Annotated in this window: 17 protein-coding genes; 15 read left to right on the top strand and 2 right to left on the bottom strand. The window is 62.6% G+C overall.

Annotated elements, in window-relative coordinates; genetic code table 11:
• Positions 1-61 precede the first annotated feature (61 nt).
• The 15 genes from VJ109_RS09040 to arlJ all read left to right on the top strand — a co-directional run bounded on the left by VJ109_RS09040 (position 62) and on the right by arlJ (position 14,310).
• Positions 62-337: a DUF7521 family protein gene (locus VJ109_RS09040; RefSeq protein ID WP_276223260.1), complete on the top strand. Its 276-nt coding sequence runs from the start codon at positions 62-64 to the stop codon at positions 335-337.
• A 239-nt stretch (positions 338-576) separates the two neighbouring features.
• The gene (locus tag VJ109_RS09035) at positions 577-1,197 is read left to right on the top strand and encodes a flagellin (RefSeq protein WP_434737252.1); all 621 of its coding nucleotides are present in this window, start codon (positions 577-579) and stop codon (positions 1,195-1,197) included.
• Positions 1,198-1,435: 238 nt separating this feature from the next.
• On the top strand, positions 1,436-2,071 hold the full coding sequence (locus VJ109_RS09030) for a flagellin (RefSeq protein WP_434737251.1): 636 nt from the start codon (positions 1,436-1,438) through the stop codon (positions 2,069-2,071).
• Between the two features lie 69 nt (positions 2,072-2,140).
• Complete coding sequence (locus VJ109_RS09025; protein ID WP_324756130.1) at positions 2,141-2,707, top strand: DUF7500 family protein; 567 nt, start codon at positions 2,141-2,143, stop codon at positions 2,705-2,707.
• A 45-nt stretch (positions 2,708-2,752) separates the two neighbouring features.
• Complete coding sequence (locus VJ109_RS09020; protein ID WP_324756128.1) at positions 2,753-3,232, top strand: hypothetical protein; 480 nt, start codon at positions 2,753-2,755, stop codon at positions 3,230-3,232.
• Complete coding sequence (locus VJ109_RS09015; RefSeq protein ID WP_324756126.1) at positions 3,229-5,178, top strand: hypothetical protein; 1,950 nt, start codon at positions 3,229-3,231, stop codon at positions 5,176-5,178. Before VJ109_RS09020 ends, VJ109_RS09015 begins: the two co-directional genes overlap by 4 nt.
• 86 nt (positions 5,179-5,264) lie before the next feature.
• Positions 5,265-5,624, top strand: coding sequence for a chemotaxis protein CheY (gene cheY / locus VJ109_RS09010; protein ID WP_276178281.1), 360 nt, complete (start codon positions 5,265-5,267; stop codon positions 5,622-5,624).
• Complete coding sequence (locus tag VJ109_RS09005; protein WP_324756123.1) at positions 5,625-6,842, top strand: chemotaxis protein CheC; 1,218 nt, start codon at positions 5,625-5,627, stop codon at positions 6,840-6,842.
• Positions 6,842-7,363, top strand: coding sequence for a chemotaxis protein CheD (locus VJ109_RS09000; protein WP_324756121.1), 522 nt, complete (start codon positions 6,842-6,844; stop codon positions 7,361-7,363). The genes VJ109_RS09005 and VJ109_RS09000 overlap by 1 nt, the downstream gene beginning before the upstream one ends.
• A gap of 256 nt (positions 7,364-7,619) precedes the next feature.
• Positions 7,620-9,230: a FlaD/FlaE family flagellar protein gene (locus VJ109_RS08995; protein ID WP_324756119.1), complete on the top strand. Its 1,611-nt coding sequence runs from the start codon at positions 7,620-7,622 to the stop codon at positions 9,228-9,230.
• Positions 9,214-9,657, top strand: coding sequence for an archaellum stator protein ArlF (gene arlF, locus VJ109_RS08990; RefSeq protein ID WP_324756117.1), 444 nt, complete (start codon positions 9,214-9,216; stop codon positions 9,655-9,657). The genes VJ109_RS08995 and arlF overlap by 17 nt, the downstream gene beginning before the upstream one ends.
• 1 nt (position 9,658) lies before the next feature.
• Entirely contained in the window at positions 9,659-10,129 is a 471-nt protein-coding gene (gene arlG / locus VJ109_RS08985; protein ID WP_324756115.1) for an archaellum stator protein ArlG, read from the top strand.
• Entirely contained in the window at positions 10,126-10,890 is a 765-nt protein-coding gene (gene arlH, locus VJ109_RS08980; RefSeq protein WP_276178293.1) for an archaellum protein ArlH, read from the top strand. Before arlG ends, arlH begins: the two co-directional genes overlap by 4 nt.
• Complete coding sequence (flaI, locus tag VJ109_RS08975) at positions 10,890-12,563, top strand: archaellum flagellar ATPase motor FlaI (protein ID WP_324756114.1); 1,674 nt, start codon at positions 10,890-10,892, stop codon at positions 12,561-12,563. The genes arlH and flaI overlap by 1 nt, the downstream gene beginning before the upstream one ends.
• A 1-nt stretch (position 12,564) precedes the next feature.
• Positions 12,565-14,310 (top strand): archaellar assembly protein ArlJ/FlaJ, encoded by a 1,746-nt coding sequence (gene arlJ / locus VJ109_RS08970; protein ID WP_324756112.1) that lies wholly within the window; start codon positions 12,565-12,567, stop codon positions 14,308-14,310.
• A gap of 80 nt (positions 14,311-14,390) precedes the next feature.
• Here arlJ and VJ109_RS08965 read toward each other — a convergent pair whose 3' ends face one another.
• Both VJ109_RS08965 and VJ109_RS08960 read right to left on the bottom strand, forming a co-directional pair.
• A complete protein-coding gene (locus VJ109_RS08965) occupies positions 14,391-15,164 on the bottom strand; it encodes a YihY/virulence factor BrkB family protein (protein ID WP_324756110.1) in 774 nt (257 codons plus the stop codon).
• Between the two features lie 143 nt (positions 15,165-15,307).
• The gene (locus VJ109_RS08960) at positions 15,308-16,405 is read right to left on the bottom strand and encodes an aminopeptidase (protein WP_324756108.1); all 1,098 of its coding nucleotides are present in this window, start codon (positions 16,403-16,405) and stop codon (positions 15,308-15,310) included.
• Positions 16,406-16,457: the final 52 nt, after the last annotated feature.

Here is a 16,457-nt window from a genome sequence, read left to right as displayed (position 1 = left end):
AGCAGAGATATTTTAGAGGGTGGATTTATGCGTAGTTCCGTGCTAGTGGTCGGTAATGCCGATGATAGAGCTCCTCTACACGGTTTCGACCCTGGTGTTCGTCGTCGCGGGCCTCACCATGGTCGGAATGGCGATGCGGGCGTACGTCCAGACATCACGGCGAGCAATGCTTCACCTGTCGGTGGGATTTTCCCTCGCTGTCGCGGGCGCAGCCGCGACGATGATCAGCGCGTTCGTCAACGACTTCACCGGCGTCAAGTCGTTGCTGCTGGTCAACAGTGGCCTCACGACGTTCGGGTACCTGTTCGTGATGTACAGTCTGGTCACGTACGAGTAGTTACCCGGTCACGAGCAACGCGGTATCGGTCCGTATTCGTCCCCGTCTTCCACAGCTGATTTCGAGGTTCGTCCAGCGAAAATCTCGAACCGAAACCAACAGTCCAGAACAGGGCTAGATCTGCAAACCAGCCCACTCAACCACTCAAACCGCCATTATCAGGAGAGATATTTCCGGGAGAGGTATTATTACCCCTGAAAGATACGATCCGGTAGGGTCAGAGAGACCCGGACCAACCAATGTTCATGGAATCAGACGAGGACCGCGGGCAAGTCGGGATCGGCACCCTCATCGTGTTCATCGCGATGGTGCTGGTCGCCGCTATCGCCGCCGGCGTCCTCATCAATACGGCTGGTTTCCTCCAGAGCAGCGCCGAGGAAACCGGCCAACAGAGCAGCGATCAAGTCACCAACCGCCTCGAAGTCGTCAACACCGTCGGCGACGACATCGATCAGACCGAAAAAAAGATCCACACAGTCGAGGTGACGGTCAAGAAGGCACCGGGTGCGGCTAACATCGATATGGGCAGCACTATCGCTCAGTGGGTCGATACGACCGGCTCCTACGACCTCACGTACGCGTCGTCCGCAGACGCTACCAGCTTCAGTATCAATACGGTCCAAGACGACGACGATTCGATCACGGACAGCCAGGTATTGAACGATCCGTCGGACCGCGCGACGCTCGTCTTCGACGCCCAACAGATCCGTGCCGGCGAGGGTGCCAGCACATCGGCCAGCGACGGGTTGGGAGAAGGTGAGACCGCAACCATCCAGCTGAACACCCAGTCCGGCGGTACCACGACCGTCCGGCTTGTCGCCCCGGAAACCCTGTCCGGTAACTCCGCAGTCACGCTGTAATCCGGATCGCTCTCTTTTCGTCTCTCCTTTCGCGTGTACAGACACGATGTGTGATGTGACGCTAAGCCCCGCTCACGTTCTTTAAGTGTGTAGGTAGCCCAATCACCGACGTGTTTCAATTTCCGTTTTTCAGACGACAAGACCCGTATTATCAGGAGAGATATTCTCGGGAGAGGTATTATTACCCGTGAAAGATACGGTCCGGTAGGGTCAGACAGACCCGGACAAACCAATGTTCATGCAACAGTCAGACGACGACCGCGGGCAGGTCGGGATCGGCACCCTCATCGTGTTCATCGCGATGGTGCTGGTCGCCGCCATCGCCGCAGGCGTCCTCATCAACACCGCCGGCTTCCTCCAGAGTAGCGCCGAGGAAACCGGACAGCAGAGTAGCGACCAAGTCACCAACCGCCTCGAAATCGTCAACACCGTCGGTACCGAAATCAACGGTGACGCGAAGACCGTCGACCTGGTCGAGGTGACGGTCAAGAAAGCACCCGGTGCGGCCAACATCGACCTCGGGAGCACCATCGCTCAGTGGGTCGACACGACCGGCTCCTACGATCTCACCTACGGCGACAACACGGCCAGTTCCGATGCGCCGAACTCGACGGCGTTCAGCGTCGACAAGGTGCAGGACGACGACTCGTCGATCTCGGACAGCCAGGTCCTCAACGACCCGGCCGACCGAGCGACGATTACCTTCGACGTGGACGACATTCGTACGGACAGTAACGACGCCAGTTACGACGGTAGTGGACTCGGCGAAGGTGAAACTGCGACCATCCAACTGAACACCCAGTCCGGTGGGACCTCGACCGTCCGCCTCGTCGCTCCGGAGACATTGTCCGGTAACTCCGCGGTCACCCTGTAATCTGCGCGCCGCTCTTTTCGTTTCGTTCTCGCCGACGGAGTTATACCGCTTCTTGCCACAGTGTAGTGTATGGCACAGGGGTCAGACGACACGAACCCTGAGGACGGGAAAATTCTCTCCCCCGAGGAGCTCGACATCGCGGAGGACGAACACGTCACGCAGATCGACGACGGGCGGTACGTCGTCTCCTCGGACGTGCGTACCGACGAGAAGTACGGGAACGCCGCGAACACAGCTGACCCCCAACCGGAGCCCACCCCGGAGCCGGAACCCGACCCGACGCCGGAGTTCACCGACGCGAACGTCCACGAGTGGCTGGCCGAACAGATGGACGACTCCAACGCCCGGTACGGCTTCGACGTGACCGCGAAGTTCGACGGCGAAGTCGACCAACAGCAGTTGGTCTCGAACGACATCGTGACCGTTTTCGAGAGCTTTATGCTCTGGTACGGGCGGCAGATGGACGGTTCGACCCCGGTCGAAGACGTGCTGGGTATTCTACTCTCGGAGTCGAACGTGCCGGTTCGATACCCACCCGAGAGCATCAAGACGCTGTTGCGGTCGACCCAGCTCTCGCCCGACGATACGATCGCCGACCTCATCGAAGCAGTCGACGACGAAGGGATCGAACTCTGACGCCGAGGGATTTATTCCCGCCCCCGATAGTTGTCTCGGCAGGCGATGACACCCCGGCCGCTCCCGTCACTCGTTGCCGCGATCGTCGCGCTCGCGCTCGTCGCTACCGGTCCGTTGATCGGACTCGACGTGACCCGTAGCGCGCCGGACTCGTTCGGCGAAGGGGACGCGACAGTCGCTGCCGTCGACATCGATGACAGCGAGCTCCGGGTAACGGCCGGTCGTTTCGGAACTGACGTGTCGTATCTTCGAGTGCCGACCGCGAGGGTGACTGTCGATGAGGTGACTGGGCGACCGCGCCTGGTCTATCTGGTGGCGGTTCCGTCGGCAGGCATCGACCTTGTCTCGACGGCGCTGGTGACCGAGCCCGCACAGACCTACGCGGTCGATCCGGGCGACCAGGGGATCGAGTCGGGGAGTCTCGAACGGGGGACGATCACAGCGACGGTAACAGTCCGTGTCCAGAGTTTCTCGGTCGATCGAACGGTCACGCGACAGAACGTCACCGTAGAGGTACAGGCATGACGGAGGAGTCCGACGCGGGATCGGTTGGCGACACTGGCCACCAACTGGTCGACCGGGTCCATCAGAGCACGCAGTGGGTGTTCCACGATCGGTACGGGCTGGCGCTCTGGCTGGGGCTCGTGCTCGCGTTCGGGCTGACCTGGCGCGTGGGCTTTTTCATCCAGGATACGTACGCCACGGCGAACGCTCTCGTGGCGCTCGCGAACGGACAGCTCCACGTCACGGAAGTTCGATACTCGCTGTCGCTGGGCTCGTTACCGGGGATGTACGAGGTCGACGGGCTCCGGTACGGCCGCAACTACGGACAGCTCGCGCTCGCCGTCCCGTTCGTCTGGCTGCTGGAAGCGAGTACGGCCGTCGTCGATCCTGGGCTAGTTCTCCCGGGGCTGTGGGCGCTCTGTGGGCTCGCGTTCGTTCGGACCGTGGCTGGACTGGAGCGGTTCGACCGCGACTGGACGATCACGCTCGGGTCAGTTGCGGTCCTCGCGTGGTTCGTCGCGTCGCTCCGTACGGCGACGGATCTGGACCCGGACCAGCTCGCACTGGTGGGGTACCAACTGTCGACGCTGCTTGCAGCCGCGACGGTCGGCCTCCTGGTGTATCGGCTGGTAACGCTCGTCCACGGCAGACGGGCTGGGCTGGCGGCGGGACTGGCGACCGGATTCGCGACGCCCGTGGGCTTCTGGGCGACCATCCCGAAGCGACACACCCTCGTGGCTGCGATGGTCGTCGGTATCGTCTACGCGTTCGCAGTGAGCCGTCACGGCGAAGGCAAAGCGGCGATGCGGGCTCGGGCCGGTGCGTACGCGCTGGCCGGGTTCGTCACGTGGATACACGCCTTCGAGGGGTTCTTTCTGGTCGTCGTCCTGGGGACCGTCGACCTCTTGACCGGGGGTCGGCCCCGTCCCCGCCGACTCCTGGTGATTGGCGTCGTCCTCCTGTTGGCGCTGACGCCGATGCTGGCGACGAACTACGCCATCTCGGGGAACCCTGCAGAACCGCCTCGGGTGTTGCCGGACGCTGAAACCGGCCAGACCGACGGGCAGACACCGCCCGAACAGGACGTGGGCGAACCCGAGCCGGTGGCCGATTCCCGAGACGGTGGGAGTGACAGTGGGGACCAACCGTCGACAGCGGATCGTCTCCTGCCGTTAGTCGTGACGCTGTTCGGCCTCGTCTACGAGTTCGCGGGCCGGTCGTTCGTTGGCGGCCTCGGTGTGCTCGGCCAGCCCGAGCGGCTGATCGACATCTTCCTCCGGAGCGGGCGGATCGCCGGGGTGAAATACCGGATCAACGGCTACGAAGTGGTCGAACTGGCGTTGCTGGAAGCGATGCCGATTGCCGGTGCCGTAGCTGCGCTTCCGGTGGCCGCAGCCCGCCGGGTTCGGGACGGAACCGAACGCATCCGGCGGCTGGCCCGCCCGTGGACGCTCTCCCCTGTGCGACAGACCGACCTGCTCGTCTGTGCGCTCGCGGCGGTGTTGACGATCGTCTATCTCCCACGACTCCCGCTTTTCAGCCAACTCACCGTCCGGTATCTCCATCCAGTGATCCCGTTGCTCAGCTACGGCGTCGTCCGACTACCGGCAGTCCGTGCCGGGATCGAGAGCGACTGGCGGCTTCAGGCGGGCAGTTCGCTGGGCTGGTTCGCTCTGACCACAGCCGGGATGCTCGGCGCGATCACCACGCTGTCGCTCGCACTCGGAGAGGCAGTGCAGTTACACGCGCTCCTCGCGTTCCTGTCGGCGGTCGGCTGGGCGGCGGCGGTCGTCGCTCGGACACTCACACCGCGACGGGTCGACAGACGGCTCGTCGCGGTCTGTGGGGCGTTGGCCGTCGGCGTCGGTGCCTCGTACGTGGTCCTGTCGGCACTCGTCTACTTCCGATACGGGCAGTATGCACTGGCTGTGGTTCGGGCCGTCGCAGCCGGCCTACCGACAGTCTGATCGCCGTGTCGTAGTGCGGTATCAGACGCGATAATTTACGGGACACCTTTATTTAGCTCATTCCGGTATCTACGGTTCGATAAGTCATGCCAGACGTACTGATAGCCGACGACTCGGAATTTATGCGTAACCTCCTGCGTGAGATTCTGGAGGAAGACCACGACATCGTTGGCGAGGTCGAAAACGGTGTCGAAGCTGTCGAAGTGTACAAAGAGGAGACCCCGGATCTGGTGATGATGGACATCGTCATGCCGATCCGGGACGGGATCGAAGCCACCGACGAGATCAAGACGTCGAACCCCGAGGCCAACGTGATCATGTGTACGAGCGTCGGCCAGGAAGAGAAGATGAAAGAGGCCGTCAAGGCTGGTGCCGACGGCTACATCACCAAACCGTTCCAGAAACCGAGCGTGATGGAGGCAATCGAGGACGTCGTCCCGTCATAGATGAACGTCGATATCCAGTCGCTCGGTACCTTCAACCAACTCGCACACGAGGGGGCGCAGCAAGCGACGGCGTCGATGGCACAGATGACCGGCATCGACGCGAGCGTCGACGTGACGAAGATCACGCTCGTCCCGCGGGCCGACGTGGGCGAGGAGCTGAAAGGAACGGATTTCGTGGGCGTTCAGTTCGACTTCGACGGTGTCATGGAGGGAGAGACGGTCCTCGCGTTCGACGCCGACTCCGCCGACACCATGGTCGAGGCGCTCGTTCCCGGTGGCGCAAGCGACGACGCGATGGCACAGAGCGGCGTCGAGGAGATCGGCAACATCATGATGAGCGGGTTCATCGACGGCTGGGCCGACTATCTCGGTGCGACGATCGATCACTCGCCGCCCGTCTACATCGAGAAATCGGGGGCCGACGTGTTGCCGGAAGCGCCCGAGCACGACGCCCACGACCAGGTGTTCGTTTTCAAATCCGAGATCGAGTGGGTCAGCGAGTCGGTGAACTTCTACATCTACATGCTCCCCGAGTACGAGTCGCTCACGGAGACGATGATGTCGAACGCCGACACCGACGGCGACGCCATTCCGATCGACAAGTTGGAGACGTTCAACGAGATGACCGAGAGCGGAACCGAACAGGCCGCCAGTAACGTCGAGATGATGACCGGGATCGAGACCGAGGCGGAAGTGACACAGATCAGTTTCGCCCCGATCACCGACGTGCCCAAACAGATCGGGACCGACACCTACGTCGGGACGGTCGTTGAGTTCACCGGGGTCCCCAGCGGTTACTTGCTGGTGTTGTTCGACGAGGCGTCGGCGGTCACCGTCGCGGAGGCGATGATGCCCGTCGAGATGGACAGCGACGAGTTGACCGACCAACACAAGGCCGCTATCGAGGAACTGGGGAACATCATGACTAGCGGATTCGTCGATGGCTGGGCGAACGTTCTCCAGACCTCCGTCGACCACACGCCACCCCGTCTCGTCCACGACATGGGGCAGGCGATCGTCGATCCCCTGGCAGCACAGGTCGGTCAGCACCAGGAACACGCGTTCATCATCGATTCGGAGATGCACACGCCCGACGTCGACTTCGCTGCGGAGATTCACGCACTCCCCAACGAGAAAGAACTACGAGAGGCACTGGAGGATCTGGATGTCGAAAGAGCCGACGAAACGGACGCAAGCGTGGAACAGATATTCGAATAATGAAAGTCTACGACGGGAGCCAGACGAACGGAACGAAGAAGAGTGCGCCGGAACGGATCAAAGTCGGCATCGCGGAGTACAAAGTGACGACAGACGCCGCAATACTGACGACCAGTGGCCTCGGCTCGTGTATCGGGGTAGCGCTGTACGACGAGAGTTCGGGCGCCGCCGGGCTCGTCCATGTGATGCTCCCGACCGCGGAGGACGTCGAGGGAGGCGCCAGTGCAAAGTTCGCCGATACCGGGGTGGAAGTTCTCGTCGACGCGCTCGAACAGGCCGGCGCGGACATCGCTTCGATACAAGCGAAGATCGCCGGCGGGAGCGATATGCTCGACTTTTCGGAGAACGGCTCCTCGATCGGCTCTCGGAACGCAAAGCAGGTACGGGCGACTCTCGACGAGTACGACATCCCGATCATCGGTGAAGACATCGGCGGTGACCACGGTCGATCGATCCAGTTGAAAGCCGACAGCGGCGACCTCGTGGTCAAGAGCGCGAACACGGAATCGACGACGCTGTAAGTTTTGAGAACTGTCGAAGGGTTTTCACGTTTTCTGTCGGATTCGTGTCTGACAGGTGGCAGCCAACCGGCAGACGGAAGCGCGCTCGGTAACCGCTCGAAACACAGACATCTCCAACAGAAACAGAGGTGAGGTGATTTATACGAATACAATAATATTGAATTTAGATTGTTTCGACTCTAGTAACTCCAGAGTTATCACTTGTGATAGGCTAGACGGAATATTGAAGGGTATCTGAGGCCATCTTTCAGAGAGAATGAATAGTCCCGCTCTCGTCGCGGCGCTCGCGGATCTCGCCGCGCCAGCGCTGGTGGTGCTCCTGTCCGGCGGGCTGGTCGGCATGAGCATCAAGAACATGTTCGACTCGATCCTGTCGGACGACGGGAGCGACGACGACGACGGCGACGACGATGACGGGATGGCCGACGGCGGCGGGCTGATGGCCGAGGAGGGCGGCGGCGACGACGATCTCGGCGGGTTAGGTGGTTTCGAGGACGAGGACGACGAGATGGGTGGGTTCGGTGACGACGAGTTCGGCGATATGGAAGACGCCACCGGCCCGGATACTGACGAACTCGAACACCGGTTGGACGAACTCGAAAACGAGGTCGGGAGCCTCTCCTCGACGGTCAACACCGTCCGGACCGAGAACGAGAGTATCTCCGAATCCGTCGAGGAGGTCGAGGAAAACGTCCGGAAACTACTCGATATCTACGAGATGGTCACGCGTGGTGTCAACCCCTTCGCCGACGATGTCGACGCCGGGATGGGCGGCGGAATGGACGGCGGCGGCTCGTTCGGCCTGTTCGACGACGACGACGACGGCGGAGAGGACGAAGCTGAACTCGACGACGACATCGCTAACGCCGACGCCGAGGGGTTCTTCGACGAGGACCTCGTCGAGGACGACGGCGGCGATATGGGAATGGGTGGCGGCGACGACGTCGACGATATGTTTCCCGAGGAGGGCGGGGACGACTTCGGTGACGACGGCGGAACGTTCGACGAGGAGTTCGACGACGGCATGGAGATGGACGATGACATGAGCATGGACGACGGACTAGAGGCAGACGACAGCATGGAAGCGGACGACGGGGACGACGGCGGTGACGGCGGCAAGTCCTTCGCCGAGTTGAAAGACGAGTACGAGTCCGGTGACGCCGACTGGGCGGACGGTGAGGAGCCGGACGCCGGCGACGACGGCGAGGAGTTGTTCGACGACGAGATGGACGACGAGATGCTGGCCGACGATTCGATGGACGACGGCATGCTCGAACCGGACGACGACGGAATGGAGGTGGACGAGGAGAGCCTCGAAGACGACGACCTCTTCGACGAGGTCATCGAGGACGACGAGCCGGAAGAGTCGACGACAGAAGCCGAGGCGGTGGAGACGACGACCGAAGCCGAGCCGGAGCCGGAACCCGAACCGGAGCCCGACCCCGAGTCTGAACCGGCCCAGGCGGAGACGGCCTCGACCGAATCCGAGACGGAGGCCCAAAGCGAGGACGATTCGGCCGACGGCAGCGGAAAGCCGTACCTGTCGACCCTCCCCGACGGCTTCGGGTCGGAACTCATCATCGTCGAGTGGTTGGAGTTCCTGGTCAGCGAGTCGGGGTACCGCGAGGCGACCAGGGCGATCGACTACTACGAGACCATCGACTGGATCGACGCCGCCGTCGCGGCGGACCTGCGGACCTACCTCCAAGGGTTCGACGACATCGACGACAGCGGCGAGCCACTGACGATCGACCACCACACCGAGAGCCTGACCTACATCGCACAGCTCGACGGTGACAGCGGGGCCGAGGGCGTCGCGCTCTCGAAGCTCGTCCGTGGAGGTGGTTCCGATGGGCTTCAGCGTTAGTGGCTCGGCAGCGCTCATCTTCGTGGCCGCGTTCATCGGCTTCGGGATGTTCTACACTGCGTCGGCCAACAGTTTCGAGACCGTCAACGACGCCCGGGAGGCCAGCGCCGACCGGACCCTCGAACAACAAAACACCGCCATCGAGATCCAGACAGCGGTGTACAACAGCACCGCAGCGTCACTGGAGGTCACCGTCGACAACACCGGTGCGACGGAACTGTCGGTCGAGGCCGTCGACATACTGGCCGACAATCAGTATCTGAGCGGCTACGGGACGGAAGTCGACGGCTCGACGACGACGGACCTCTGGCTCCCCGGCGAGACGCTGACGATCAGCGCGACCGGAGTCTCGTCCGACCCGGGGCGGGTCAAACTCGTCACCGGACCCGGCGTGGCCGCGACCGAACAGACGACGGTGGTGAGCTGAGATGGCGAGCGTGTCGGTCTCGCATCTGATCATCTTCATCGCCTCGATGATGATCGCCGCCAGCGTCGCCGGCGTGTTCACCGATACCGTCGGACAGTTGAGTAGTGCCGTCTCCGAGCAGGGCTTAGACGTCAGCAGCGACGTCCGGACCGACATCGAGATCATCTCGGATAGCGGGTCCGACGCGATCTACGACAGCGACGGCAACCAGAACATCACGCTCCACGTCAAAAACACCGGTTCGGAGGGATTAGCGGCTGATCCGGGCGAACTCGACGTGTTCGTCGACGGGGAGTTCGCGACCGTCTACACGGTGACGCTGCTGCCGGACGGCGGGCTCTCCTGGAACCAAGGGGACGTGGTCCGCCTGGAGATTTCGACCGCGGCACTGGCCAACTGGCAGGCCAGCGGTGACCACCGCGTCAAGGTCATCGTCAACGGCGACGAGGAGGTGTTCGAGTTCCGCTCATGAGTCTCGCAAGCAACGATCTGTTCTCGCTCGGACTGGACGATCACGACCGACTGAACAAGGAACTGGGCGGTGGTATCCCGCCCGGGAGTATCATCCTCGTCGAGGGTGATTACGGGGCCGGGAAATCGGCGATGAGCCAGCGGTTCGCCTACGGCCTCTGTGAGGAAGGGATCGACGTGACCTACCTCTCGACGGAGCTGACCGTCGGGAGCTTCCTCGATCAGATGCATTCGCTGTCCTACGGGATGGTCGATCACATCTTGGACGAGAACATCCTCTTCCTGCACGCCGATATCGGGGAGTCGAACGCCCTGACCGGCAACAACCAGGAGGAAGAGGACCGCAAGGAACTGCTCAAGCGGCTGATGGAGGCCGACGTGATGTGGAACAGCGACGTCATCATCATCGACACGTTCGACGCCATCCTCCGGAACGACCCCAAGTTCGAGGCGCTGGTCCGGCAGAACGAGGAACGCCAGGCCGCTCTGGAGGTCATCTCCTATTTCCGGGACGTGATCTCCCAGGGCAAATGTGTGATGTTGACCGTCGACCCCTCGACGCTGGACGAGGAAGCGATCGGCCCGTTCCGGGCCATCGCCGACGTGTTCATCGAACTGGAGATGATCGAGGTCGGCAACGACGTGCGCCGACAGATCAACGTCCTCAGGTTCGCGGGGATGGGCGAACAGGTCGGTGATACCATCGGGTTCTCGGTGCGGTCGGGAACCGGCATCGTCATCGAATCCAGGAGTGTTGCATAATGACAGACCACGGACGAGCCAAACCATCCGACGAACTGCGACAGATGGCCGCACGGCGACCACACCTGCGTGACCACCTGAAGAAGTTCAAACAGATCACCGGGGAGTTCCCCATGCTCATCGACGAGGCCGACGGCGACTACGAGTCCGACCGGCCGAACGTCCTCTATCCCGTCGGTGGCCCCATCTTCTGTCACGTGTACGGTGACGTGGGTCAGGACAAGAAATACTACGCCATCGAGCCGGAACTCGACGAAGACGAACAGGTCGTCTTCGGGAAAGTCCGCAACCGCCTCCTGGAGAAAAGCGTCAACAAGCCCGCGCCCGAGAGCGAGGCCCAGTACGACGACCGGATCGAGGAACTGCTCCAGGAGACGACGACAGTCAAAAACGAGGACGGTAACGACGGGGTGCTCACGCGGCTGTCGAACCTCACGAGCGTCGGCAGCGTCGAGGTCACCCAGTCGACCTACGAGAACATCCTCTACCGGCTCAACCGCGACATCGTCGGCCTCGGACCGCTCGAACCGGTGATGCGTGACCCGGCCAACGAGGACATCCACGTCATCGGCCGCAGCGAGTGTCACGTCGACCACGGCGTCTACGGCATGCTGGAGACGACCGTCGAGTGGGAGTCAGAGGAGGCCTTCGACCAGTGGCTCAGAAACATGGGCGAGCGGATGGGCGATCCCGTCTCCGACTCCGATCCGATCGTCGACTCGACGCTGCCCGACGGCTCGCGTCTGAACCTCATCTACTCCGACGACGTCTCGCTGAAAGGCCCCTCGCTGACCATCCGCCAGGGCGACGAGGTGCCCCTGTCGATCTTCCAGATCACGAAGTGGATGACCCTCTCGCCGGAACTGGCGGCGTATCTCTGGCTCTGTCTGGAGAACGAACAGACCGTCTTCGTCGTCGGGGAGACGGCGTCCGGGAAGACGACGACGCTGAACGCCATCACCTCCTTCATCCCCGACGACGCCAAGATCTACACCGCGGAGGACACCGCAGAGGTGCTCCCGCCACACAACACCTGGCAGCAACTGCTCACCCGTGAGGGCGAGGACGAGGGGACCAGCATCGACATGTTCGACCTGGTCGCAGCCGCGCTGCGGTCCCGCCCCGACTACATCATCGTGGGCGAGGTCCGTGGCGAGGAGGGGCGGATGGCCTTCCAGGCCGCCCAGACCGGTCACCCGGTCATGCTGACCTTCCACGCCAGCGACATCGTCTCGATGATCCAGCGCTTTACTGGCGAACCCATCAACGTCCCCGAGACGTTCATGGACGTGGCCGACGTGGCGCTGTTCCAGAACCGCGTCAAGCAGGGCGACGACGTCCTCCGCCGTGTCACTTCCGTCCAGGAGATCGAGGGGTACTCCAAGGAGATGGACGGTGTCGTCACCCGGCAGGTGTTCAACTGGGACCCCGTCGAGGACGAGATCGTCTTCCAGGGGATGAACAACTCCTTCGTGCTGGAAGAGCAGATCGCGACGCTGCTCGGATACGAGGACACGCGTGACATCTACGACGACCTGGAGTTCCGGGCCGACATCATCAGGCGTGCGATCCAGGAGGGGATCACCGGCTACCACGAGGTCAACGACTTCATCAGCGACTTCCAGCGCGACGGCATCGAGGGGATCCCCTTCAACATGACCCGACCCGACTGACATGGCCCAGAGCGAAGCCGAGGGACTGGACCTCACGATCACCGAACTCGTCCAGGGACTGGCGGAGTCCTATCGCCAGATGGAGATCCCTCTGGAACGGTATCTCACCTACATCCTCGTCCCGTCGATCGTGTTCTTTCTCATCACGATCGGTGCGGGTCTCCTGTTGCCGGTCCCGCTTACCATCCGCGCGCCGATCCCGCTGCTTGGCCTTCTCGTGCTCGCGTCGGCGGTGTTTTACCCGAAGATCCTGTTGAGCCAGCGGAAAAGCGAACTCAACAACCGGTTTCACCTGATGGTCACGCACATGACGGTGCTGGCGACGACGAAGATCGACCGGATGGAGGTGTTTCGCACCCTGGCCGAGGAAGACGAGTACGGCGAACTCGCCATGGAGATGCACCGTATCGTCCAGTTGGTCGACACCTGGAACCAGAGTCTCGACGACGCCTGTCGGCGCCGGGCCAAAGAGGTGCCAAGCGACGCCGTTGCCGATTTCCTGGACCGGTTGGCCTACACGCTCGGTGCCGGCCAGTCCCTGGAGGACTACCTCCTCTCGGAGCAAGAACAGATCATCCAGCACTACACCACCGTCTACCGGAGTTCGCTGGACAGCCTGGAGGTCATGAAAGACCTCTACCTGTCGATGATCCTCTCGATGACGTTCGCGCTGGTGTTCGCGGTCGTTCTGCCGGTGCTGACGGGCACCAATCCGACGATGACCGTCAGCGCCGTCATCGTGATGTTCGTGTTCGTCCAGTCGGGCTTCTTCCTGGCGATCCGATCGATGGCACCCTACGACCCGGTGTGGTTCCACCCGGTCGAATACCCCTCGCCGATCAAAGCGAAACTCGATCGGTCGATGTACGTCGGCGTCGGGCTATCGATGCTGCTGCTCTGTCTCTCGCTGGGCGGGATGACCGGCATCTCGCCGATCGGACTCAACGACCTCCTCTTCATGTTCCCGCAGGTCCCACTGCCGTTCTACGCGGCCGTCCCGATCACGCCGATGATCATTCCCGGGATCGTCTTCCGGCAGGAAGAACAGAAGATCAAGGCCCGCGACCAGGAGTTCCCCAGTTTCATCCGGGCGCTCGGGGCCACCGAGGGAGCCAAGCAGTCGACGACCGGACAGGTGTTGCGGACGCTACGCAAGAAGGACTTCGGCCCGCTGACCCAGAACATCAACGACCTCTACAAGCGGCTGAACATGCGCATCGAGCCGACGGCAGCCTGGCGGTACTTCACCGCCGACTGTCGGTCGTATCTCATCCAGACGTTCTCGGAGATGTACCTCATCGGTCGCGAGATGGGTGGCTCGCCCAAACAGCTCGGTGAGCTCATCGCCGAGAACATGAACGAAGTGCTCCAGTTGCGCCAGAAACGAAAGCAGGCCGCGACGACGCTGATCGGGCTACTGTACGGGATCACGGCGGCCTCGACGTTCGCCTTCTTCATCGGCCTGCAGGTCGTCAACATCCTGGCACAGATGTCGCTGGATCTCAACGCCGGAAGCCGGCTGGACGTCAACTCGCTCATCAACACCAGCGTCTACAACATCCCGCTGATCGAGTTCCTGCTGGTCATCATCATCATGTTCTCGGCGATGCTGTCCAGTCTGATGATCCGGACCGTCGACGGCGGCCACAAGGCGAACACCTTCATGCACTTCGTCATCCTCAGCTGGATCGGCGCCATCACGGGGACGTTCACGAAGTGGCTGGTGACCCAGTTCCTCCAGATCTGAGCGTCTCTGGGCTCCGGAGACGCGAGTCGTATCGATTGCCAACCGTCGGCCCCCACTGGCACCGCGCGGGAGAGAGCGGGTCATCTAGCGACTGCGACGTTCACGACGGCACCCAACAGGAGCACGAGTGCGCCAACGTAGAGCCACAGCAAGAACAGCAACACCGCCCCGATGAAGCCGTACGCTCGGTACTGACCAGCGAACGAGGCATAGACGTGAAACACCTGCTGTAACGCGATCAGGCCCACGACGGCCGTGATCGTCCCCGGAACCACCTGCCGGACGGAAAGACGGACCGGCGGCATGACGTAGTACAGCGGCGCCAGGACGATCAGCAACCCCACGAGCAGAACCGGGACACCGAGCAGACTGCTGTACGGGGCGAAACCGGTGTCCAGCCGAACGAGCGTTATCTGAACGATAAGTAATAGGATGATACCGCCGCCGATCGAGACCACGACCACCGTCGCGTCCCGGAGCTGCTGTGGCAGCGACGTCGACTTGTCCGTCGTATAGATCCGGTCGAACGCCAGGTCGATCGCTCGAAACACCTTGAGCGCACTCCAGAAGAGCCCGACGACCCCGACGATCGAAGCGCCCACCTGCCCGGTCGGGTCGGCGAGTGCCTCCCCGATGACCGCACCACCCCCCGCCGAGAGTGATGTTTCGAAGAGCCGCACTATCCTCGTAACGAACTGCTCGCCCCCGACCAACGATCCGAGCGCCACCAGGAGCAACAGCGACGGGACGAGAGAGAAGAAGGCGAAAAAGGCGATGCTACCGGCCAGAAACGAGAGTTCGCTCTCGCGGACCAGCGTGGCGATCGATCGAGCGGTCGAGACGGTGTCGTCCATCCGGGATATCGCGTAGACGCACCACCCCCCGGAGTATCGTTAGGCGGTGAGTATCACCGGGGCCGACCGATCAGCGTGGACAGTCACCGGCCGTCTCGACGAGTCGCCGGCCTGTGATCCCTTGTCTGGACGGCGGAGTCGGGTTACGCCCCGAACCCCTCTTCCCACCGGAACAGGCCGTCACGCTGGACGACCTCACCGTCGACTTCGAGTCGAGAGCCGTCACCCATCGTCGTGATAAGATCCTCGTGGACCGCGCTGTCGTTGCCGGCCACACCGTCGGGGAGACAGGCGTCGTAAGCCCGCCCCAGCGCCAGATGGACGGTCCCGCCCATCTTCTCGTCGAAGAGGATGTTGTCGGTGACGCGGTCGACGCCGCGGTTCATGCCGATCCCCAGTTCGCCGAGTCTGCGCGCGCCCTCGTCCGTCGAGAGCACCTCCTCGATCACGGCCGCCCCCTGTTCGGCGTTCCAGTCGACGACGACGCCGTCCTCGAAGATCAGTTCGACGTTCCGGACGCGCCTGCCCTGGACGGTCATGGGCACGTCGAAGGTGACGACTCCCTCGGTGGCCTCGGGTGCGGTGAACACCTCACCGGAGGGGAGGTTATGCGAATCGTACGCCACGCTCGCCGCCGAGTTGACCGCGATCCGGTCGGCGATGGACATGGTGAGGTCGGTTCCGTCGGCGACCAGTTGGACCTCGCTGCCGTCGTCAAGGACCTCCGTGAGGCGGGCCTGTTCCTCGGCCAGAGCCTCCCAGTCGCGAAGGGTCGCGTCGTAGACGAAGTCCTCGTAGGCTTCGTAGGCCATGCCGGCCTGCTGGGCCATGGCCCGCGTTGGATGCTGGGTCGATACCCAGTCGGTGTCCAGTCGGGCCTCTCGGATGCCCGCGCGGGCCTTGGCGTAGGCCTGCCGTCGGTCCCCGGGAACGTCTGCGCTGCCGGCGGTGTTGTTCGATCCCGACAGCGACAGGACGCTGTCGGCCCGTTCGTACAGTGCTAGCGCGTACTCCGGATCGGTCGTGAACTCGCCGTCGTAGGCCCGCAGATACGCGCGAGTGATCTCGTCGCTGTCGTAGACCGTGAGCAGGTTCGCGCCGCACTCACCCAGTCGTTCGGCGACGGCGACCGCCAGATCGTGGGCACCCTCGTCGACCCGGACGACGACGTCGTCGCCGGGGTCGATGCGGGCGCTCCAGTCGACCAGAACCCGTGCGTGTTCACGGATGCGTTCGTCCATGCCAACGTCCACGCGCCCTGCCGTGGAAAACGTACCGTCCCGACAGTCGGTT

Source organism: Haloarcula montana (genome assembly GCF_035666295.1).
GTDB lineage: Archaea > Halobacteriota > Halobacteria > Halobacteriales > Haloarculaceae > Haloarcula > Haloarcula montana.
The sequence above is the reverse complement of the archived record's forward strand: the minus strand, read 5'-3'. Positions and strand labels throughout refer to the sequence as shown.

Bases quoted from the DNA above. Each gene is read 5' to 3' on its own strand.
- VJ109_RS09040 (WP_276223260.1), top strand. From the start codon at position 62: ATGATAGAGCTCCTCTACACGGTTTCGACCCTGGTGTTCGTCGTCGCG.
- VJ109_RS09035 (WP_434737252.1), top strand. From the start codon at position 577: ATGTTCATGGAATCAGACGAGGACCGCGGGCAAGTCGGGATCGGCACC.
- VJ109_RS09030 (WP_434737251.1), top strand. From the start codon at position 1,436: ATGCAACAGTCAGACGACGACCGCGGGCAGGTCGGGATCGGCACCCTC.
- VJ109_RS09025 (WP_324756130.1), top strand. From the start codon at position 2,141: ATGGCACAGGGGTCAGACGACACGAACCCTGAGGACGGGAAAATTCTC.
- VJ109_RS09020 (WP_324756128.1), top strand. From the start codon at position 2,753: ATGACACCCCGGCCGCTCCCGTCACTCGTTGCCGCGATCGTCGCGCTC.
- VJ109_RS09015 (WP_324756126.1), top strand. From the start codon at position 3,229: ATGACGGAGGAGTCCGACGCGGGATCGGTTGGCGACACTGGCCACCAA.
- cheY (WP_276178281.1), top strand. From the start codon at position 5,265: ATGCCAGACGTACTGATAGCCGACGACTCGGAATTTATGCGTAACCTC.
- VJ109_RS09005 (WP_324756123.1), top strand. From the start codon at position 5,625: ATGAACGTCGATATCCAGTCGCTCGGTACCTTCAACCAACTCGCACAC.
- VJ109_RS09000 (WP_324756121.1), top strand. From the start codon at position 6,842: ATGAAAGTCTACGACGGGAGCCAGACGAACGGAACGAAGAAGAGTGCG.
- VJ109_RS08995 (WP_324756119.1), top strand. From the start codon at position 7,620: ATGAATAGTCCCGCTCTCGTCGCGGCGCTCGCGGATCTCGCCGCGCCA.
- arlF (WP_324756117.1), top strand. From the start codon at position 9,214: ATGGGCTTCAGCGTTAGTGGCTCGGCAGCGCTCATCTTCGTGGCCGCG.
- arlG (WP_324756115.1), top strand. From the start codon at position 9,659: ATGGCGAGCGTGTCGGTCTCGCATCTGATCATCTTCATCGCCTCGATG.
- arlH (WP_276178293.1), top strand. From the start codon at position 10,126: ATGAGTCTCGCAAGCAACGATCTGTTCTCGCTCGGACTGGACGATCAC.
- flaI (WP_324756114.1), top strand. From the start codon at position 10,890: ATGACAGACCACGGACGAGCCAAACCATCCGACGAACTGCGACAGATG.
- arlJ (WP_324756112.1), top strand. From the start codon at position 12,565: ATGGCCCAGAGCGAAGCCGAGGGACTGGACCTCACGATCACCGAACTC.
- VJ109_RS08965 (WP_324756110.1), bottom strand. From the start codon at position 15,164: ATGGACGACACCGTCTCGACCGCTCGATCGATCGCCACGCTGGTCCGC.
- VJ109_RS08960 (WP_324756108.1), bottom strand. From the start codon at position 16,405: ATGGACGAACGCATCCGTGAACACGCACGGGTTCTGGTCGACTGGAGC.